Raw genomic sequence first — 19,039 nt, 5'->3', positions numbered from 1 at the left:
GGAGCGCCCGAGAGAGGCGCAGGGGCGCGAGGCTCACATGTCTGGTGGCAATTTGGAATCGCGCGCGCCGGTGGCCCGGTCCCTGACGCTGGAGCTGGCGCGGGTCACGGAGCGGGCCGCCATCGCCGCGGCCCGCCTGCGCGGACAGGGCCGCGAGAAGGAGGCCGACCAGGCCGCCGTCGACGCGATGCGCCTGGAGCTCAACCTGCTGCCCATCGACGGCACCGTGGTGATCGGGGAGGGCGAGCGCGACAACGCCCCGATGCTCTACATCGGCGAGCGCCTGGGCACCGGCGACGGCCCGAAGGTCGACATCGCCGTCGATCCCCTCGAGGGTACCACCCTCTGCGCCAAGGACATGCCCGGCGCCATCGCGGTGACGGCCCTGGCGGAAGCCGGCTCCCTGCTCGCCGCCCCCGACGTCTACATGCAGAAGATCGCCATCGGGCCCGGCTACCCGGCCGGCCTCGTCGATCTCGATGCCAGCCCGGCCGACAACATCGCTGCGCTCGCCCGTCACAAGGGCGTCGACCCGGCCCAGATCACCGCCATCATCCTCGACCGACCCCGCCACATGCAGCTCGTCGCCGCCGTGCGGGCGACGGGGGCGGGCATCCGCCTGATCTCGGACGGCGACATCGCGGGCATCATCCACACCGCCAATGCCGAGGCGACCGGAGCGGACATCTATCTCGGCATCGGCGCGGCTCCCGAGGGCGTGATCGCGGCCGGCGTGCTCCGCTGCATCGGCGGGCACATGCAGGGTCGCCTGATCCTCGACAGCTACGACAAGCGCGAGCGCGCCGCCCGGATGGGCATCAGCGACCCGAACCGGAAGTACGAGCTGCACGACATGGCCCGCGGCGACGTCATCGTCGCCGCCACCGGCGTCACCGACGGCGCCCTGCTGCGGGGCGTCCGCTTCCGGCCGGGCCTGATCGAGACCGAGACCGTGGTCTACCGCTCGGCCAGCGGCACCGTCCGGCGCATGCTCTGCGAGCACCGCCTGCTGGGCGACGCCTGAGCGGGACACGTCCGGGGTCGGATCGGCGGGGACGCTCTTCGAGCGCAGCCCTGCAGATCGCCGCAGGATCGCGGGAAGATCGCGCGCAGCCGCGACGACTCCGTCCCATCGCGTGCGAGCGATCTTCGCTTCGGCCATTACCGGGCGAACCCGTTCGGCGGAGGATCGATGCCGCTCTGGTGGACCCGGCATCCGCATCCGCTGGCATCTCCGCGATCGGAAACCACCGCTTTCGGGACAGGTCGCTGTGGATCCAGGATGCCGCTATCCTGCGCCGGGAATCTCCAAGTCTACGCTGGACGAATGGACGGATCGGTCGCGCCCGCCCACGACCGACCCGCATCGTCTGCGCCGACGACTATTGGCTCTCTCGAAACCGTGATGGAACCAAAGAGAGTAACTCTGAAAATGCTGTGGTTGTCTCGCAAGAGCTTCACGAAGATTTTTACGGACACGCCAAAGCATTCGGATTGGAAATAAAGCGACCTTTCATCACTTCGCCGGAGAAGCTCGGTGCAGAAATCCCGAGCCTCCCGCCGAACCGATGGGAGATCGGACACCCGACTCTCCCATCCGGCAGATCACCGCATGCGCACCACCATCAAAGGCCGCTTGGTCACGCTGCTCGGCGTGATGGGCTTTCTCCTGCTCCTCTCCACGGGGATCGGCACCTTCGCCCTGTCGGAAAATCATCGGAGCTTCAATTCCGTCTTCGGCGACCGCATCGTCCCGCTGCGGCAGTTCAGCCTGATCCGTGATGCCTACGACGACCTGCTGGCGACGTCGCGCGCGCTTCGGAACCGGCAAGGGGAAGCCGGCCGGGCGACCGCGAAGATCGAGGCGGATCTGGGCAACATCCAGACCCAGTGGTCGGCCTACCTGGCGACCTACCTGACCCCGGAGGAGAAGGAGATCGCCGCCGAGATGCAGCGGCGCATCGACCACAACGCCGCGGTCGCGGCCGACATCCTCCGTCGCCTCGCCGCCGGCGGCACCCCCGACTTCGACGCGACCCACGCGGCTCTGGTGAAGGGCATGGAGGAGGCCAACGTCGTCCTGAGCCAGCTCACCGCCCTGCAGGTCCGGGAGGCGCAGGCCGAGTTCGACCGGGCCGAGACCCATTCGGGCTGGTCGCGCCTGGCGCTCCTGGCCCTGGTCGCCCTGGCCGCCGCCGCCATCGGCTTCGGGCTCTACACCGTGCTGGCCCTGGTCGTGCGCCCGCTCGGCGGCATGACCGACACCATGGCCAAGCTGGCCGGCGGCGACGTCATGACCGAGGTGGCGGGCGCGCACCGCCGGGACGAGATCGGCGCGATGGCCCGGGCCGTCCAGGTCTTCAAGGACGCCATGATCGCCAAGCGCGACGCCGACGCCGCCGCCGCGATCGAGAGCGCCGCCAAGATGCGCCGGGCCGAGATCCTGGATGCCGCCACGCGGGGGTTCCAGGCGCAGGTCGCACGCCTGACCCACGGCCTGTCCTCCGCCGCCACCGAAATGGAGGCCACGGCGCGGGCGATGAGCCGCACCGCCGACCAGACGGCCGGGCAATCCCTGAGCGTCGCCTCGGCCGCCGAGCAGACCTCGGCCAATGTCCAGACCGTGGCGGCCGCGAGCGAGGAGATGGCCGCCTCCATCGGCGAGATCGCCGCCCAGGTCGCCCGCTCGGCGGCGATGGCCGAGCGGGCCTCCGAGAACGCGGCGGCCACGGACACGATCATCCTCGGCCTCGCCGAGGGGGCCGAGCGGATCGGCACGGTGGTGGGCCTGATCTCGGGGATCGCGGCCCAGACCAACCTGCTGGCGCTCAACGCCACCATCGAGGCGGCCCGCGCCGGCGAGGCGGGCCGGGGGTTCGCGGTGGTCGCGGGCGAGGTCAAGGAGCTGGCCTCCCAGACCGCGCGCGCCACGGCGACCATCTCGGACCAGATCACCACGATCCAGGGCGAGACCCGCCAGGCGGTCACGTCGATCCGGACCATCGGCGCGACCATCGCCGAGCTGCGCAGCATCGCGGTCGGCGTCGCGGCGGCCATGGAGGAGCAGGGAGCGGCCACCCAGGAGATCGTCCGCAACGTGACCCAGGCCGCCCAGGGCACGCAGTCGGTGACCGTCAGCATCGGCAGCGTGACCCAGGCCGCCGGCGAGACCGGGGCGGCCTCGTCCCAGGTCCTGGCCGCCGCCTCTGAACTCGCGCGCCAGTCCGAACAGCTGAGCGCCGAGGTCTCGGGCTTCCTCGCCACCGTCCAGGCCGCCTGAGCGGGCTTGCCCAACGGCCGGCTTTCGGGGCTGATGCCGGACGCCCCGAAAGCCGGGGCCGGCATCGGGGGAACGGATGAGCGGCTCCGACGACGACCGCCCGCGATCCGGGCCGTGGACCCGGCGCGGCCTGCTCGCCGGGGGCGTCGGAGCGGCGGCGCTCGGAATTGTGGGGCTGGGGGCCGGCGGGATCCTCGCGCCGCCGGACGCGGTTCGGCACGATCGCCAGATCGCCGAGGCCCACCTCGCCGCGCGTCTGCCGGCGATCCGGGCGGCGCTCGCGGCGGCGCGGCCGGGCTTCGTGTTCCTGGCGGGCAACTCGCAGGCCGAGCTTCTCGGAGCCGCCATGGCGCGGCGGCCGGACGTGGTGAATGGCGGGATCGGCGGCACCTCGGCCCGCCGCTATGCCGGCGCGATCGACGGACTGGCCTTCCCCGTCCGGGCCGGAGTCGCGGTGCTGTTCGTCGGCACGAACGACATCCTGCGGCGGGCCGACCCCCTGTCGGCGCGCATGGCGGGCGGGTTCGCGGCGGCGACGGGCCGCATCGTGACGTGGCTGGCGGCGAATGCGGATCGGGTGCTGGTGGCGGCCGTGCCGCCGATCGGGCCGGAGGCCGGGGCGGAGCGCGATCCGGCGGCGGTGGCCGGCTACACGGCGCTCCTGCGTGATCTGTGCGCGCGGCAGGGCTGCCGGGTCTTCGACCCCTTCGCGGACCTGCGTGACGGTCCACCGGGCCTGACCACCCGGGCGGTGCCGCCGGACGGCGTGCACCTGCGCGACTACGACATTCTGGCGGCCGGGCTCGAGACGCACCTGCGCGCGCTGCGGGACGGAGCGCCGCCGGACTGAGCGGCCGGCGGGGTCACGAAGCCTGCGGAGGCGCGGACGAACCCCCGCGCGGGGTCCGTCAGTTGAACAGCGAGCCGACGCCGCCCTGGACGCGGCCGAGACCCTGCTTGGCCACCGGGTTGCCGGGCTCGATCTGCGCGGCGCGCTGGTAGCTCTCCACCGCCTCCTTCCTGCGGTTGGACTTCTCGTAGGCGAGGCCGCGATAGGCCCAGGAGGTGGCGTCCTTGTTGTTGACGTTGAGCGCCGCGTTGTAGTCCTCGATCGCCTTGTCGTACTGGTTGGTGGCGATCAGGCTCTGGCCGCGCGCCGCATAGGGCGCCGCCACGAAGGGATTGCGGTCGATGGCGGCGTCGAAATCCGCGATGGCCTGGGTGTTCTGCCCCTGTTTCTGCCGGACGAGGCCGCGCGCGTGGTAGGCCTCGGCCGATTCCGGCGCGAGGCGGATCGCCTGGTTGAGGTCGGTGGTGGCGCCCTCGAGGTCGCCCTGGGCGCGCAGCACGTTGGCGCGGCCGATATAGGCCGGGGCGTAGTTCGGATCGGCCGAGATCGACTTCGAGAAGTCCTGCAGCGCGGCGTCGTTGCGGCCGATCTGGCGGTTGGCGAGCGCGCGGTTGTTGTAGGCCGAGGCCGAATTCGGGTCGATCTGCACCGCCTTGGTGAAGTCCCCGATGGCGTCGTTGAACTGGCCGGCCCGGGCATAGGCCGCGCCGCGGGTGACGTAGGCCGCCGCGTCGTTGGGATTGCGCTGGATCACGTCGGTGAGCGAGGTGATGTTGACCGTGGTGGCGCCCGTCTGGTCGGATTCGAGCACGGCGAACTGGCGCGTCGCGGTGGCGCCGCCGCCATAGGTCTCGCAACCGGCCAGCGCGACCGCCGCGAGCGCCGTGGCTCCGATCAGCCCCGCCTTCGATGCCCGCAGCTTCAAAACCGTCATGGTCCTCGCTCCCCCCGGCGTCGCGCGCGACGCCGCCCTCGATTCGATTGCGTCCCGTGCCGAGCCCCGCATGGACGGGGCCGGTTGCGCCCGCACCCTCCCGCATCGCGGTGAATGCGCGCTTAAAGTCGGCGACGGGTTCCGCTCAAGCGGTCGGATGTGGCGAAGGTATGGCTTGCCGCGCGCGCCTGCACGAAACGGCTCCAAACGGCCGGCGGGACCGTCGGTTGCCGGGTGGGTGTCGCAATCGGGCCGCGGTTCGGGCGGCGTCTCAGGGTTTCGGCAGCAACTGGGTGACGTGGCCCATCTTGCGGCCCGGCCGGGCCTCGCCCTTGCCGTAGAGGTGGAGCTGGCTCCCCGGCCGGGCGAGGATCGCGGCCCAGTCGTCCACGTCGCCGCCGATCAGGTTGTGCATCTCCACCGCCATGCCGCCGACCCGGGCCGAATCGCCGAGCGGCCAGCCGCAGACCGCCCGGACGTGCTGGGCGAACTGCGAGGTCGTCGCGCCCTCGATGGTCCAGTGGCCGGAATTGTGGACCCGCGGGGCGATCTCGTTGACCACGACCCGGGCCGGGCCGTCCGCCTGGGGCACTAGGAACATCTCGACGGCGAGCACGCCGACATAGTCCAGCGCCTCGGCGATGCGGCGGGCGATGCCGATGGCGGCGGCCTCGGTCTGCGGCGCGATGCCGGGGGCGGGCACGCGGGTGACGGCGAGGATGTGGTCGCGGTGCTCGTTGGCGCAGGGGTCGTAGGCCGCGAAGGCCCCGTCGGCGCCGCGGGCGGCCACCACCGACACCTCCGCCTCGAACGGCACGAAGCCTTCCAGGATGCAGGGCGCGCCGTTGAACTCGGCCAGGATGGCGGCGGCGTCGACCGGCCCCTCGGCCCGGATCATGCGCTGGCCCTTGCCGTCATAGCCGAAGCGGCGGGTCTTCAGCACCGCCGGGCGGCCGATCTCTTCGAGCGCCCGGGTCAGGTCCTCGGCCGTGTCGACGGCCCGGAACGGCGCGGTCTCGATGCCGAGGTCGTTGATGAAGCGCTTCTCGGTCAGCCGGTCCTGGGTCGTGGCGAGTGCTGCGGCGTTCGGGTGCAACGGCGCCTTCGCGGCCAGGGCCTCGGCGGCCTGCGCCGGGATGTTCTCGAACTCGTAGGTGACCACGTCGACGCTCGCTGCGAAGCGCGCCAGGGCCGCGACGTCGTCGTAGGCCGCGATGGTGGCCTCGGCCGAGACGTCGAAGGCCGGGCTGTCGGCATCGGGCGCGAAGACGTGGACCCGCAGGCCGTAACCGGCGGCCGCGAGGGCGATCATGCGGCCGAGCTGGCCGCCGCCCACGATGCCGAGGGTCGCGCCGGGGCGGATGTCGGGGAGGGCGGTCACGGCGATTCGCTTTTCAAGGCAGGTTCCGGTTCACGGCAGATGGGAGTTTACGGCTGGTCGCTCTGCGGGGTTTCGGCGACGCTCGCGGTCTGTGCGGCGCGCCAGGCTTCGAGACGCGCGGCGAGGCCCGCATCGGTGAGGGCGAGGATGGCGGCGGCGAGCAGCGCCGCGTTGACGGCGCCCGCCCGGCCGATCGCCAGGGTGCCCACCGGGATGCCGGCGGGCATCTGCACGATGGAGAGCAGGCTGTCCTGTCCCGACAAGGCCTTCGATTCCACCGGCACGCCGAGGACGGGAAGGGGGGTCATCGCCGCGGTCATGCCCGGCAGGTGGGCCGCGCCGCCGGCGCCCGCGATCACCACCTGGAATCCTTCGGCCTTGGCGCCCTTGGCGAAGGCGACGAGGCGGTCGGGCGTGCGATGGGCCGAGACGATGCGGTCGTCATGGGCGACGCCGAGCGCATCCAGCGTCTCGGCGGCATGCCGCATGGTCGCCCAGTCCGACTGGCTGCCCATGATGATCGCGACCGGGGAGGCTCCCGCCATGGTCGTCAGATCCCTTCGCGATCAGGTGGTAAGACGGGCCGTGCGACGCGACGCGGCCCTTGGGAACGCCGAATACAAAAGCGGTGGCGTGCCCGCAAGGCGGCACCCGCCCGGACACCCGCCCGCCGGGGGCCCGGTCAGGCGATGATGTCGGGGGTGATCTGGTCCTCGAGATACGAGATCCGGTCGCGCAGGAAGAGCTTGCGCTTCTTCAGGCGCTGGATCTGCAGCTGGTCGGCCACCACCCCGACCTCGAGGGCATCGATCGCGCCGTCGAGGTCGCGGTGTTCCTGCTTCAGCCGCGCCAACTCGTCGGCGGGTTCCACCGACGCATCGTTATCGAACTGGACCGCCATCGCACCTGATGCCCCGGGACGCTTTCGCCGCAGACCATGCGACAGCCGCTCGGCCTGGGCAAGAACCCGCCGCGCCTCCTGCACAACCATCCGCCTGCACAAACATCCGTCAAGCCGAGCCGTCGATAGGCTTCGACAGCCGGCTGATCATATGCCAGTCTGGCCCCGTCGAAACGAGACAGGAGACACAGCTCATGTCACTGCAGACGCACCTGACCCAGCTCGCCCGCAAGCACGAAGCCCTCGAGCGGGAGATCCACGACGCCACCATCCGACCCTCGGCGAACGACCTGCGCATCGCAGAGCTCAAGAGACGCAAGCTCCACCTCAAGGACGAGATGAACCGCCTGCGAAGCGAAACCGACCAGCTGCATTAGCGGCCGTCTCACCCCCACCGCCTCATCTCTCGAGCGTTCGCCGCCGCCGCTGGTCCCCAGGGCGGCGGTTTTCGTGTCCGGTGTCTTCGCGCCGCTGGTCCCCAGGGCGGCGGTTTTCGTGTCCGCCGGCTTCGCGCCGCTGGTCCCCAGGGCGGCGGTTTTCGTGTCCACCGGCTTCGCGCCGCCGGTCCCCGGGGCGGCGGTTTTCAAGTCCGCCGGCTTCGTCTCGCGAAGCGCGGAAGCAAAAGCCTGCGCCTCGATCCGTTCGGCAGGATGGCGCAGCAGTCCGGCGGCGTAAATTCCGGTAGAGTGCCGAGAAACCGGCAGCACGACCGGTTCCGCGAGGACACGCCATGGACGCCACGCCCCACGCCCCGAATCCGCGGCCCGGCCGCTATGCCGAGACCCACGCCGCCTCGCTGGCCGACCCGGAGGCCTTCTGGCTCGAGGCGGCCCGGGCGATCGACTGGGCGAGCCCGCCGACCCGGGCCTTCGACGCGACGCTCGGCGCCTATGGCCGCTGGTTTCCCGACGCGACCCTGAACGCCTGCCACAACGCCGTGGACCGGCACGTCACGGCCGGGCGCGGCGACCAGGCCGCGATCCTGTACGATTCGCCCGTCACCGGCACCCAGCGCCGAATCACCTACGCGGACCTGCGCGATGCGGTGGCCGTGCTCGCCGGGGTGCTCCGCGACCTCGGGGTCGGCCGGGGCGACCGCGTCGTGATCTACATGCCGATGGTGCCCGAGGCCCTGTTCGGCATGCTCGCCTGCGCCCGCCTCGGCGCCGTCCATTCCGTGGTCTTCGGCGGCTTCGCCGCCAACGAACTGGCGATCCGCATCGAGGACGCCGCACCGAAGGTGGTGCTCGCCGCCTCCTGCGGCATCGAGCCGAGCCGCGTCGTCGCCTACAAGCCGCTCCTCGACGCCGCCCTCGCCGCCTCGGCGCACAAGCCGGCGGCCTGCCTGATCCTGCAGCGCCCGCAGGCGGCGGCCGACCTCGTGCCGGGGCGCGACCACGACTGGGCCGATACGGTGGCACGGGCGGAGACCGACGGCCGGCGGGCGGCCTGCGTGGACGTGGCGGCCACCGACCCGCTCTACATCCTCTACACCTCCGGCACGACGGGAAAACCCAAGGGCGTGGTGCGGGACACCGGCGGGTACTGCGTGGCGCTGGCCTGGTCGATGCCCAACCTCTACGCCGTGGCGCCGGGCGAGACCTACTTCTGCGCCTCCGACATCGGCTGGGTGGTGGGCCATTCCTACATCGTCTACGCGCCCCTCCTGCACGGCTGCACCACGGTGCTGTACGAGGGCAAGCCGGTGGGCACGCCCGATGCCGGAGCCCTCTGGCGGGTGGTTTCGGAGTCCGGCGCCGCCTGCCTGTTCACGGCCCCGACGGCGCTGCGGGCGATCAAGAAGGAGGACCCGCGCGCCGAGCGGGTGGGCGCCTACGACCTCTCGGGCTTCCGCTCCCTGTTCCTGGCCGGCGAGCGGGCCGACCCCGATTCCGTGGCCTGGGCCGAGCGCGCCCTCGGCCGCCCGGTGATCGACCACTGGTGGCAGACCGAGACCGGCTGGGCCATCGCGGGCAATCCCGTCGGCCTCGGCCGGCTGCCGGTCAAGCACGGCAGCGCCGGCGTGCCGATGCCGGGCTACGACCTCGCGGTGCTGGACGAGGCCGGCAAGCCGGTGCCCGCCGGCACGATGGGCACCATCGTCCTGCGGCTACCCCTGCCGCCGGGCTGTCTGCCGACCCTCTGGGGCTCGGAGGCACGCTTCCGCGCGAGCTACCTCGCCACGTATCCGGGCTGGTACGACACCTCGGATGCCGGCATCGTCGATGCCGACGGCTACGTCACGGTGCTCGGCCGCACCGACGACATCATCAACGTCGCCGGGCACCGGCTCTCCACCGGCGGCATGGAGGCGGTACTGGCGAGCCACCCGGACGTGGCCGAATGCGCGGTGATCGGCATCCGCGACGCCCTGAAGGGCGAGCAGCCCTGCGGCTTCGTCGTGCTGAAATCGGGCGTCGCGCGCCCGACCCAGGCGATCGAGGGCGAGCTCGTGGCCCTGGTCCGCGCACAGATCGGCCCCGTCGCGGCCTTCAAGCTGGCGCTCACCGTGCAGCGGCTGCCCAAGACCCGCTCGGGCAAGATCCTGCGCGGGACCATGAAGCGCATCGCCGACGGCGAGCCCTGGACCACCCCGCCGACCATCGACGATGCCGGCGTGCTCGACGAGATCGGCGCCAGCCTGAAGGACCGGGGGATCGGGGCCGGGTAGTCGGGCGGGCGGGTAGCCAAGCGCGCGCCGGCGCGCCACCTATGCGGGGATGCAGCCAAGCCGGAGCCCCGCATGACCGCCCGCCTGTTCGAGCCCCTGCGCCTCGACAACCTCACCCTCGAGAACCGGATCATCGTCGCTCCGATGTGCCAGTACTCGGCCCATGCGGGCCAGGCCGGCGACTGGCACCTGATGCATCTCGCTCAGATGGCGATGTCGGGGGCGGGGCTCCTCACCCTGGAGGCGACCGCGATCTCGCCGGAGGCCCGGATCTCGCCCACCGACCTCGGGCTCTATTCCGACGAGACCGAGCGGGCGCTGGGCCGCGTCCTCGACGCGGTGCGAGGCTACGCGCCGGTGCCGATCGCCATCCAGATCAACCATGCGGGCCGCAAGGCCTCCAGCCGCGCCCCCTGGGACGGCGGCGCGCAGATCGACCCCGAGGCACCGGATGGCTGGCGCACGGAAGCCCCCTCGGCCCTGGCGCACGGGGAAGGCGAGGTGGCGCCGCACGCCCTCGATTCGGAAGGGCTGAAGCGCATCCGCGACGGCTTCGTCGCCACCGCGCGCCGGGCCCTGCGCCTGGGTATCGAAGGCTTCGAGCTTCACGGGGCGCACGGCTACCTGCTGCACCAGTTCCTGTCGCCGCTCTCCAACCAGCGCACCGACCAGTATGGCGGCCCCCTCGCCAACCGGATGCGGTTCCCGCTCGAATGCTTCGAGGCGGTGCGGGAGGCCGTGCCGGCGGGCAAGCCGGTCTGGATGCGGGTCTCGGCCACCGACTGGGTCGAGGAGGGCTGGACCCTTGAGGAGACGGTGGAACTCGCCCACGCCTTGAAGCGCCGGGGTGCGGCCGCGATCCACGTCTCCACCGGGGGCCTCTCCACGCAGCAGAAGATCCCGCTCTCGGCCGGCTACCAGGTTCCGTTCGCCGAGCGGATCAAGACCGAGACCGGCCTCACCACCATCGCGGTTGGGCTCATCACCGAGGCCGCCCACGCGGAATCGATCCTGGCCGAGGGCCGGGCCGACGCGGTCTCCCTGGCGCGCGCCCTGCTCTACAACCCGCGCTGGCCCTGGCACGCGGCGGCCGAACTCGGCGCGCAGGTGCGCGCGCCGCGGCAGTACTGGCGTTCGCAGCCGCGCCAGTTCAAGGACCTCTTCACCGATACCCAGCACGGACAGCGCTGAGCGGGCCCCCGCGAAACCTCAAAGGCCCCGACCGCTTTCCTTCAGTCACCCCGCCGAAGCGGGCGTTTCCCGAGAGATCACGCAGCATGGACGACGACGACGTCACGACCTTCGCGGTGGAACGAGTCCGCCTCGACATCGAGAACGGCATCACCCTGATCTCGGGGGCCGACGACGAGGAGGAGCCGGCGGGCTACTTCATCATTCAAATCGAGAAGGGCGATCCCGACGGGCCGCTGATCGAGGTCTTCGGCGAGGACCTGACCCAGTCGGACGGCGTCACCCGGCTCGAACTCGGCCTGCGCCACCTGCAGTTCGCTTTCGACCCGCGCAGCACCATCGGGGCCGAGATGCCGTCCGTCCGCATCGAGTCCCGCACGGAGATCCCGGAGGGCGTACGCGCCCGCCTGTCCGTGGCGTTCGGCAAGCGCGCGAAACGCGCCTGAGACCCGGGCTTGCGCGAAGCGCGCCTGAGACCCAGGCCAGCCCGCGTCAGGTTCAGCAGCAGCGAGGCGAAGAGGCAGTCCGTGGCGATCAAGGTCGGCGACTACGTCGCATCCGAGGACAACGAGGCCACCATGACGGTGGTGGCCCTGGAAGGGGACCGGGCGCTCTGCCGCTGGTTCGTCGACGGCGACGTCGACGGCGACGAGAGGCAAGCCTGGATCGACCTGGCGGCGCTGACCGTTCTGTAGACGGGGCGGCACCGGACCCGGAGGGAACATGTCCGAGATCGAGGAGAAGCGGCGCGAGATCGCCGAGCTGATCGCGCTGGAACTCGGCCTCGGCGACCTCGAAGCCCTGAGCGCGGCCGACCGCGCCGCCGTGGACCGGCAGACGGCCGAGACCATCGCGGGCTGCGGGGCGGACAGCCCGGAGCCCGCCGACTGCACCGAGGCCAACATCCGCCTGCGCGGCCTGCTCCAGCAGTACCGCGCCCTGCAGATCCTCCGCAGCGACGAGGCCGATGCGCGGCTGGCGGAGGAGGGCGAGGTCTTCGGCCGCGAGGACGATGCCTGATATCGGCTCCGCTCGATCGAAGCGGCGCCCGGATCGGCAGGCCTGCGCGGCGCTCGAGCGAAGCCCCGATCCGCCATCCCGAAGGGATCGGACGGATTGGGTCTGTGCGGTCCCTCAGCGCGCCACCGCCCCGACCATCGGGCCGAGGGGGCGGCTGAGGTCCGAGCGGTTCATCGACGGGGCGTAGAGGCTCGACACGCTGCCGTCGAGGAAGAGCGCGTTGCGGCAGCCGAGGGTGTCCTTGTACAGGCGCGCGAAGGCGCCGAAGCTCACCGGCCGCTCCGAGATCGCGAACACGGCGGTGCGGCCGTCGTCGCGGACCCCGACCCCGTTGCGGATCTTCTGGCTCGGGCCGTCCGCGGAGATCTTGGGGTGGATATGCCCGTCCACGACGAGCATCGGCCCCGACTGCGTGGCGAAATCCGGCTTCGGGGCGCTGCGCAGGTAGCGGCCCGTCTCCATCACGCCGGCACGCTCGCCCTTCACCCAGAAGATGCCGTTCGGCTTCAGGTGAAAGTTGCCCGGCCCGTTGGCGGTGGAAACGCCCTTCAGCTCGCGCCCGTCCTCGATGTAGAGCCCGACCGGGGCCTGGCCCTTGTCGTACATGCCGGCATTCATGGCAAAGCGCAGGGACGCCCCCTGCTTCTCCGCCAGGGTCGAGAGCGAGGAATAGGGCAGGCCATCGGCCCCGAGCCAGAACAGCCGCACCCGCTCGCGGCGCAGGTCGACCGTGCAGACGGTGTAGGCCTCGCCCTCCGCCTGGACGGCCCGGCAGGGCGCCGGGACAGGGGCGGCCGCCGGCGCGGCCCTGGCCGGACCGCCGAGGGCGAGGCAGGCGGCGCTCAGGAGGGCGGCGCGCAGAAGGGCGGGGACCGGGAAACGGCGTATCCGAACGCGAGCCCGCACGACATCCTGCACCATGGTCACCCGCATCCCCCTCGACCGCGCCCGCCGGAGGATCGTGGCGGCCGGCCCCGCTTCCTCGCCCGAAACCCCGGGCGATTTCAAGGGCGGCCCGATGTCCGGGGCGACCACCGGGGCCGGGCAGGGCTCGGCGCGCTTCACGATGACGGGAGAGTCGAAACGCGCATGAACCCTTCCGGGTGCCACCGCGTTTGTGCGTCCAAGGGGACGTTTCGGCTTCTTTCGGAGACGATGTGATGAAACGAGTTGTTCTGGCCTCGGCGGCCATGATCGGCGCGCTCGCGATGATTCCCGCCACCGCGGAAGCGCGCGGCGGGTTCGGTGGCGGCGGTTTCCACGGTGGCGGCTTCCACGGCGGCGGATTCGGAGGCGGCGGCTTCCGGGGCGGCTTCGGTGGCGGTGGATTCCGGGGTGGCTTCGGCGGCGGCGGCTTCCGCCATGCCGGCTTCGGCTATCGCGGCGGCTTCGGCGGCTATCGCGGTGGCTTCGGTGGCTACCGCGGCGGATATTACGGGCGCGGCTACGGGCGCGGCTACGGCTACGGGCTCGGCGGCCTGGGTCTCGGCGTCGGCCTCGGCCTGGCGGCGGGAGGTCTCTACGGAGGCTACGGCCCGGGCTACGGCTACGGCTACGCCCCGGTGGGCTACGGCGCCTACGATTACGGCTACGGCGGCGGCTGCTACACGGTCCCGCGCGTGCGCTGGACCCCCTACGGCTACCGCCGGGTGCTGGTCGAGCGCTGCTACTGATCGGATCGCCTGATCGGCGTTTTTCGAGGGGCCGCCGCGTGCGGCCCCTTTTCGTTGGCCGCTGGTCCGCGCCTCAGCGACGCCTCTCCTCCCGGCGCATCGGCATCGCGTCGATGGTCTCGAACAGCGCGTCCGCCGGGATCGGCGCCGTCGCGGTCCGCTTGGCCTCGCCGTCCTTGCCCACCAGCACCACGCGAAACCCGTCCGCGGGGAGCCCGAGGACCGCCCGCAGGCGCCGTGCCTCGCTCGTGTCGCCGAACGCCTCGCGGATCACGAGATCGCGCTCCATCATGCCGGCTCGGGCTGTCTCGAGCGCGGCACGCTGGGCCGTGACCCGGGGATCGCCGGGCTCGGGCGCGGAGATCACCAGAACCCGGGACGTCCAGCGCTCGCGCGCCAGCGGGTTCTCCGCCGCCTGGGCCGCCGTGACGCCGAGCAGCATCGCCCCGATCGTTCGCCATCCGCGCGCCATCCCGATGTCTCCCGTGCCCGTCGCCGTTCCGGGACAACGCGCGGAGGGGCCGCCGGACCCGTCGCCCGACCTGCACGGAATTGTCATCGGCTGCCGCCGTCCCATCTGTCGGGAGATCTCCCGACGGGCGCGTCCACGGCGCGCCCGTCGCCTCTCGCGAACCCCATCGCGAAAACCCTGGAGCCGCCCCATGACCCACGTGAATCGCCGCATCGTCCTCGCCGCCCGTCCGCACGGTGAGCCGAACGCCTCGCATTTTCGGCTCGAGGAGGCGCGGATGCCGGTGGCGAAGGCGGGCGAAGTGCTGCTCGCCAACCGCTGGCTCTCCCTCGACCCCTACATGCGCGGACGCATGAGCGCGGCGAAATCCTACGCCGAGCCGGTGGCGATCGGCGATACCATGGTGGGCGCCACCGTTGCGGAGGTGATCGAGTCCCAGCACCCCGACTACCGCGTCGGCGAGACGGTGGTGGGCTTCGGCGGCTGGCAGGACTTCGCCGTCTCCGACGGCCGTGGCCTGCGCCGCCTCGATCCGGACGCCGCCCCCGTCACCACCGCCCTGGGCATCCTCGGCATGCCCGGCATGACGGCCTATACGGGGCTCCTCAACATCGGCAAGCCCAAGGCCGGCGAAACCGTGGTGGTGGCCGCGGCCACCGGGCCGGTGGGCTCCCTCGTCGGGCAGATCGCCAAGCGCAGGGGCGCGCGGGCGGTGGGCATCGCGGGCGGCCCCGAGAAATGCGCCTTCCTGCGCGACACCCTCGGCTTCGACGCGGCCATCGACCACCGCGCCGAGAACTTCCCCGACGCGCTGGCCGCCGCCTGCCCCGACGGCATCGACGTCTATTTCGAGAATGTCGGCGGCGCGGTGTTCGACGCGGTGCTGCCGCTCCTGAACAACTTCGCCCGCATCCCGGTCTGCGGCCTGGTCTCGGGCTACAACGCCACCGAGCTGCCGCCCGGCCCCGACCGGGTGCCGGTGCTGATGCGCGCGATCCTGTCGAAGCGCCTGCACCTCCAGGGCTTCATCGTCTGGGACTTCGCCGCGCAGGAAACGGCGTTCCTGGAGGAAGTCGGGGGCTGGCTGCGCGACGGCCTCGTGGTCCATCGCGAGGACATCGTCGACGGGCTGGAGAACGCGCCGGAGGCCTTCGCGGGCCTGCTGCAGGGTCGGAATTTCGGCAAGCTCATCGTCCGCATCCGCTGAGCGAAGGGCAAGGCGCGCTTCCGAGGCGCCCTGCCCCCTAAACAGAACAAAAATAGAACATACAGATCCCCCCGATTCCCTGAGAGTCTCGGGGACAGCCCGCCGACCGCGATTGCCGCCGGGGCCCGAGAGGCCCATGACAGGGCGGCGACCCGGTCGTTCGGGGCCGCAGCGCGCAGTGAGATCGATCGGTAGGAGAGAGCGGCATGGCCGGCAGCGTGAACAAGGTGATCCTGGTGGGCAATCTCGGGCGCGACCCCGAGACACGGCGCCTCGCCTCCGGTGATCCCGTGGTCAACCTGCGCATCGCCACATCGGAGTCCTGGAAGGACAAGATGTCGGGCGAACGCAAGGAGAAGACCGAGTGGCACTCGGTGGTGATCTACAACGAGAACCTCGCCCGCGTGGCGGAGCAGTACCTGCGCAAGGGCTCGAAGGTCTACATCGAGGGTCAGCTCCAGACCCGCAAATGGGCGGACCAGTCCGGCGTCGAGAAGTACACCACCGAGGTGGTGCTCCAGCGCTTCCGGGGCGAACTGACCCTTCTCGACGGCCGCAGTGGCGGCGGTGAAATGGGCATGGACGAGGAGAGCGGCGGTCAGATCAGCCGTGGCGGCGATTTCGGCGGCGGCGGCGGTGGTGGCGGACGCGGCGGCGACCGCGGCGGGGATTACGGCGGCGGTCGCCCCTCGGGCGGCGGCGAGCGCCGGCCCGCCTCGGGTGGCGGTGGCGGCGGCTCGAAGCCGAACTTCGACCTCGACGACGACATTCCGTTCTAGGGTCGACCCCGCGTCGTTGATCGCGCGGGACGCCAGGTCCCGACGGTCATCGGCGCGGCTCCGGGATCAAATCGCCGCCTCGTTCGTCTCCTGTAAAGGCCAAGCTCGCCGCGCCATCCGGCGCGGGGACTGTGGCCGGCTAGGCAGGGGTTCCCGTGAGCATCGGACTGATCGCGCTTCTCGATGACGTCGCGGGTCTCGCCAAGGTGGCGGCGGCCTCCCTCGACGATGTCGCCGCCCAGGCGGGCCGCGCCGGCGTGAAGGCGGCCGGCGTCGTCATCGACGATGCCGCCGTGACGCCCCGCTACGTGGTGGGCTTCGCCGCCGAGCGCGAATTGCCCATCGTCGGCCGCATCGCGCTGGGCTCCCTGCGCAACAAGCTGCTGTTCCTGCTGCCCGCCGCCCTGGCGCTCGGCGCCTTCGCGCCCTGGGCGATCACGCCCCTGCTGATGCTCGGGGGGGCCTATCTCTGCTACGAGGGCACCGAGAAGGTCTACGAGGCGCTGTTCCCGCACAAGGCCCATGCCCACGCGGCGAAGCGCGACGAAGCGGCCGGCGATGCCCAGGCCCTGGAGGATCGGAAGGTCTCCAGCGCGATCAAGACGGACTTCATCCTCTCGGCCGAGATCATGGCCATCACCCTCGCGGCCCTGCCCGAGGGCTCGATCTGGATGCGCGCGGCGGTCCTCGCCGTGGTGGCGGTGGGGATCACCGTCGCGGTCTATGGCGGCGTCGCCCTGATCGTGAAGGCGGACGATGCCGGGGTCGCGATGGCCGCCAACGGGTCGCGCTCGGCCTTCGGCAGCCTCGTGCGCGGCCTCGGCCGCGCCCTGGTCAAGGGCATGCCGGGCTTTCTCAAGATCCTGGCCATCGTCGGCACCGCCGCGATGATCTGGGTCGGCGGCGGCATCCTGGTACACGGCCTCGAGGGCTACGGCCTGCCCCAGATCGGCCACGCCATCCACGCCGTGGCGGCCGGGGCGGCGGGCGTCGCCGGTCCCCTCGCCGGGACGGTCGAGTGGCTCGTCACCGCGGCGGGCTCCGGCCTCGTCGGTCTCGTAGTCGGCGCGGCCCTGATCCCGGTGACGAGCTTCCTCCTGGCACCGGCCTGGAACAGCCTGGCCCGGCTGCGGACCCGGGCCGCCTGAAATCTAGGAGGCACCGCGCAGGTGGGCGATGTGCCGAACCGCGAGTTCGTAGCCATGGGTGCCGAAGCCCGCCATCACGGCGGTCGCGGCGAGTGAGACGTAGGAGTGCTGGCGGAAGGCCTCGCGCCGATGCACGTTCGAGATGTGGCACTCGATGATCGGCACCTCGCAGGCGTTCAGGGCATCGAGGATCGCGATCGAGGTGTGCGTGTAGGCACCCGGATTGATCACGATCCCGGCCGAGCCCACCCGGTAGGCCTGGATCCAGTCGATGAGCTGGTGCTCGGCATTGCTCTGGTGACAGGCGACCGCGAGGCCGAAGCCGGCGGCCAGGGTTCGACACCGGGCTTCCACATCCGCCAGCGTCTCGTGCCCGTAGATGTGGGGTTCGCGCTGGCCGAGAAGGTTGAGGTTCGGGCCGTTCAGGATCAGGATCGTGTCGTGCATGGACGCCAGTCTTAAGGCGGGTGGACGGGCCCGGAAAGGGTCCTGTCGCGCTCGGCGCGGTGCGCTTGCGGTCTCCGCCCGCGCGGGCCATGCCGGGCGGGGAGGGGCGCCCATCGCCGCATCCGCACAGGAGGACGTTTCATGAACGAGCCCGTCGTCATCGCCGTCGCGATCACCGGCTCGGTGCCCCGCAAATCCGACAACCCGGCGCTGCCGGTCACGGTGGCGGAGCAGATCGCCTCGACACAGGCCGCCTACGCCGCCGGGGCCACCCTCGCGCATATCCATGTGCGCAACGACGACGAGACGCCGTCCTCGGATCCCGATCGCTTTGCCGCCGTCCAGGAAGGCTTGCGCCGGGCCTGCCCGGGTATTGTGGTCCAGTTCTCCACGGGCGGGCGGGGGCGCGACCCGGCGAGCCGGGGCCTGTCCCTGTCGCATCGTCCCGACATGGCCTCGCTCTCCACGGGGTCGGTGAACTTTCCGACCATCGTCTACGAGAACCCCACGACCCTCGTGACGGACCTCGCGGGTCAGATGAAGCGGTTCGGCGTGCGTCCCGAGATCGAGATCTTCGACCTGTCGCATCTTCACGGCGCCCTGCGTCTCGTGGAGGCCGGGCTGATCGATGATCGCCCGCACGTCCAGTTCGTCATGGGCGTGAAAGACGCCATGCCGGCGGACCCGCACCTCCTCGACCTCATGCTCGGCGAGATGCGCCGCATCCTGCCCCGGGCGACCTGGACGGCGGCCGGGATCGGGCGGCATCAGGCGAAGGTGATGGATTGGGCGCTCGCCCGCGGGGTGCATGCCGTGCGGACCGGCCTCGAGGACAACATCCGGATCACCCGGGAGCGCCTCGCCAGCGGAAATGCCGAACTCGTCGCCCTGGCGGCGGAGACCGTACGGCGGCACGGCCGTCGGGTTGCCACGCCGGCGGAGGCCCGCGCCTTCCTGGGCCTGGGGCAGGCGTGAACGTCGAAAGCCCGCCCTGGATTTCACCGGGGCGGGCTTTTTGTTGAGTTTGGTTGCGGGGACAGGATTTGAACCTGTGACCTTCAGGTTATGAGCCCGAACTCGTTCGG

General features: G+C 71.5%; 22 protein-coding genes. 15 read left to right on the top strand and 7 right to left on the bottom strand.

The genetic code is table 11. The features are described from left to right. Window positions 1-37 precede the first annotated feature (37 nt). From glpX to ASF41_RS17910, 3 genes are all read left to right on the top strand, one after another. Window positions 38-1,024: a class II fructose-bisphosphatase gene (gene glpX, locus ASF41_RS17920; RefSeq protein ID WP_056273940.1), complete on the top strand. Its 987-nt coding sequence runs from the start codon at window positions 38-40 to the stop codon at window positions 1,022-1,024. Window positions 1,025-1,612: 588 nt separating this feature from the next. Next, window positions 1,613-3,280 carry a methyl-accepting chemotaxis protein gene (locus ASF41_RS17915; protein WP_056495521.1) on the top strand — a complete coding sequence of 556 codons (1,668 nt, stop codon included), beginning with the start codon at window positions 1,613-1,615 and terminating at the stop codon, window positions 3,278-3,280. A 76-nt stretch (window positions 3,281-3,356) separates the two neighbouring features. Then, the gene (locus ASF41_RS17910; RefSeq protein WP_056495519.1) at window positions 3,357-4,130 is read left to right on the top strand and encodes an SGNH/GDSL hydrolase family protein; all 774 of its coding nucleotides are present in this window, start codon (window positions 3,357-3,359) and stop codon (window positions 4,128-4,130) included. Window positions 4,131-4,188: 58 nt separating this feature from the next. Here ASF41_RS17910 and ASF41_RS17905 read toward each other — a convergent pair whose 3' ends face one another. The 4 genes from ASF41_RS17905 to ASF41_RS17890 form a co-directional block, all read right to left on the bottom strand. Continuing rightward, the gene (locus tag ASF41_RS17905; RefSeq protein WP_056495516.1) at window positions 4,189-5,064 is read right to left on the bottom strand and encodes a tetratricopeptide repeat protein; all 876 of its coding nucleotides are present in this window, start codon (window positions 5,062-5,064) and stop codon (window positions 4,189-4,191) included. A 271-nt stretch (window positions 5,065-5,335) separates the two neighbouring features. Then, on the bottom strand, window positions 5,336-6,445 hold the full coding sequence (locus ASF41_RS17900) for a 5-(carboxyamino)imidazole ribonucleotide synthase (protein ID WP_082504660.1): 1,110 nt from the start codon (window positions 6,443-6,445) through the stop codon (window positions 5,336-5,338). A gap of 47 nt (window positions 6,446-6,492) precedes the next feature. After that, entirely contained in the window at window positions 6,493-6,990 is a 498-nt protein-coding gene (gene purE / locus ASF41_RS17895) for a 5-(carboxyamino)imidazole ribonucleotide mutase (RefSeq protein ID WP_056221704.1), read from the bottom strand. Window positions 6,991-7,127: 137 nt separating this feature from the next. Further along, window positions 7,128-7,346, bottom strand: a complete 219-nt coding sequence (locus ASF41_RS17890) for a YdcH family protein (RefSeq protein WP_056221707.1) — start codon at window positions 7,344-7,346, stop codon at window positions 7,128-7,130. A 194-nt stretch (window positions 7,347-7,540) separates the two neighbouring features. On the opposite strand from ASF41_RS17890, the gene ASF41_RS17885 reads away from it, so the two are divergent. The 6 genes from ASF41_RS17885 (at window position 7,541) to ASF41_RS17865 (ending at window position 12,228) form a co-directional block, all read left to right on the top strand. Continuing rightward, on the top strand, window positions 7,541-7,723 hold the full coding sequence (locus ASF41_RS17885; protein WP_056221710.1) for a YdcH family protein: 183 nt from the start codon (window positions 7,541-7,543) through the stop codon (window positions 7,721-7,723). A gap of 353 nt (window positions 7,724-8,076) precedes the next feature. Beyond that, entirely contained in the window at window positions 8,077-10,017 is a 1,941-nt protein-coding gene (locus ASF41_RS17880; RefSeq protein ID WP_056350246.1) for a propionyl-CoA synthetase, read from the top strand. Window positions 10,018-10,089: 72 nt separating this feature from the next. After that, a complete protein-coding gene (locus tag ASF41_RS17875) occupies window positions 10,090-11,208 on the top strand; it encodes an NADH:flavin oxidoreductase/NADH oxidase (RefSeq protein ID WP_056273953.1) in 1,119 nt (372 codons plus the stop codon). An 86-nt stretch (window positions 11,209-11,294) separates the two neighbouring features. Next, complete coding sequence (locus ASF41_RS17870) at window positions 11,295-11,654, top strand: hypothetical protein (RefSeq protein ID WP_056221724.1); 360 nt, start codon at window positions 11,295-11,297, stop codon at window positions 11,652-11,654. Between the two features lie 81 nt (window positions 11,655-11,735). After that, the gene (locus ASF41_RS25710; RefSeq protein WP_200917522.1) at window positions 11,736-11,903 is read left to right on the top strand and encodes a hypothetical protein; all 168 of its coding nucleotides are present in this window, start codon (window positions 11,736-11,738) and stop codon (window positions 11,901-11,903) included. Between the two features lie 28 nt (window positions 11,904-11,931). Next, the gene (locus ASF41_RS17865; protein WP_056221728.1) at window positions 11,932-12,228 is read left to right on the top strand and encodes a hypothetical protein; all 297 of its coding nucleotides are present in this window, start codon (window positions 11,932-11,934) and stop codon (window positions 12,226-12,228) included. A gap of 114 nt (window positions 12,229-12,342) precedes the next feature. Here the strand turns inward: ASF41_RS17865 and ASF41_RS17860 are convergent, their stop codons facing one another. Further along, entirely contained in the window at window positions 12,343-13,149 is an 807-nt protein-coding gene (locus ASF41_RS17860) for a phosphodiester glycosidase family protein (RefSeq protein ID WP_056496024.1), read from the bottom strand. Here ASF41_RS17860 and ASF41_RS25145 point away from each other — a divergent pair. Together ASF41_RS25145 and ASF41_RS17855 are read left to right on the top strand one after the other, a co-directional pair. After that, window positions 13,148-13,321 (top strand): hypothetical protein, encoded by a 174-nt coding sequence (locus tag ASF41_RS25145; RefSeq protein WP_156394304.1) that lies wholly within the window; start codon window positions 13,148-13,150, stop codon window positions 13,319-13,321. The genes ASF41_RS17860 and ASF41_RS25145 overlap by 2 nt on opposite strands. Window positions 13,322-13,388: 67 nt before the next feature. Further along, window positions 13,389-13,901 carry a hypothetical protein gene (locus ASF41_RS17855; RefSeq protein WP_056350251.1) on the top strand — a complete coding sequence of 171 codons (513 nt, stop codon included), beginning with the start codon at window positions 13,389-13,391 and terminating at the stop codon, window positions 13,899-13,901. A 73-nt stretch (window positions 13,902-13,974) separates the two neighbouring features. Here ASF41_RS17855 and ASF41_RS17850 read toward each other — a convergent pair whose 3' ends face one another. Then, window positions 13,975-14,373: a DUF4174 domain-containing protein gene (locus tag ASF41_RS17850; RefSeq protein ID WP_056495512.1), complete on the bottom strand. Its 399-nt coding sequence runs from the start codon at window positions 14,371-14,373 to the stop codon at window positions 13,975-13,977. A 190-nt stretch (window positions 14,374-14,563) separates the two neighbouring features. On the opposite strand from ASF41_RS17850, the gene ASF41_RS17845 reads away from it, so the two are divergent. From ASF41_RS17845 to ASF41_RS17835, 3 genes are all read left to right on the top strand, one after another. Beyond that, entirely contained in the window at window positions 14,564-15,580 is a 1,017-nt protein-coding gene (locus tag ASF41_RS17845; RefSeq protein ID WP_056495509.1) for an NADP-dependent oxidoreductase, read from the top strand. 206 nt (window positions 15,581-15,786) lie between these two features. Next, window positions 15,787-16,359 carry a single-stranded DNA-binding protein gene (gene ssb, locus ASF41_RS17840; protein ID WP_056380272.1) on the top strand — a complete coding sequence of 191 codons (573 nt, stop codon included), beginning with the start codon at window positions 15,787-15,789 and terminating at the stop codon, window positions 16,357-16,359. 155 nt (window positions 16,360-16,514) lie between these two features. After that, window positions 16,515-17,507 (top strand): DUF808 domain-containing protein, encoded by a 993-nt coding sequence (locus tag ASF41_RS17835; protein ID WP_056273968.1) that lies wholly within the window; start codon window positions 16,515-16,517, stop codon window positions 17,505-17,507. Window positions 17,508-17,510: 3 nt separating this feature from the next. Here the strand turns inward: ASF41_RS17835 and aroQ are convergent, their stop codons facing one another. Then, the gene (aroQ, locus tag ASF41_RS17830; RefSeq protein WP_056350260.1) at window positions 17,511-17,954 is read right to left on the bottom strand and encodes a type II 3-dehydroquinate dehydratase; all 444 of its coding nucleotides are present in this window, start codon (window positions 17,952-17,954) and stop codon (window positions 17,511-17,513) included. Window positions 17,955-18,095: 141 nt separating this feature from the next. On the opposite strand from aroQ, the gene ASF41_RS17825 reads away from it, so the two are divergent. Further along, the gene (locus tag ASF41_RS17825) at window positions 18,096-18,929 is read left to right on the top strand and encodes a 3-keto-5-aminohexanoate cleavage protein (RefSeq protein WP_056495506.1); all 834 of its coding nucleotides are present in this window, start codon (window positions 18,096-18,098) and stop codon (window positions 18,927-18,929) included. Window positions 18,930-19,039 lie beyond the last annotated feature (110 nt).

This window comes from Methylobacterium sp. Leaf111 (genome assembly GCF_001423285.1).
Lineage (GTDB): Bacteria > Pseudomonadota > Alphaproteobacteria > Rhizobiales > Beijerinckiaceae > Methylobacterium.
The sequence above is the reverse complement of the archived record's forward strand: the minus strand, read 5'-3'. Positions and strand labels throughout refer to the sequence as shown.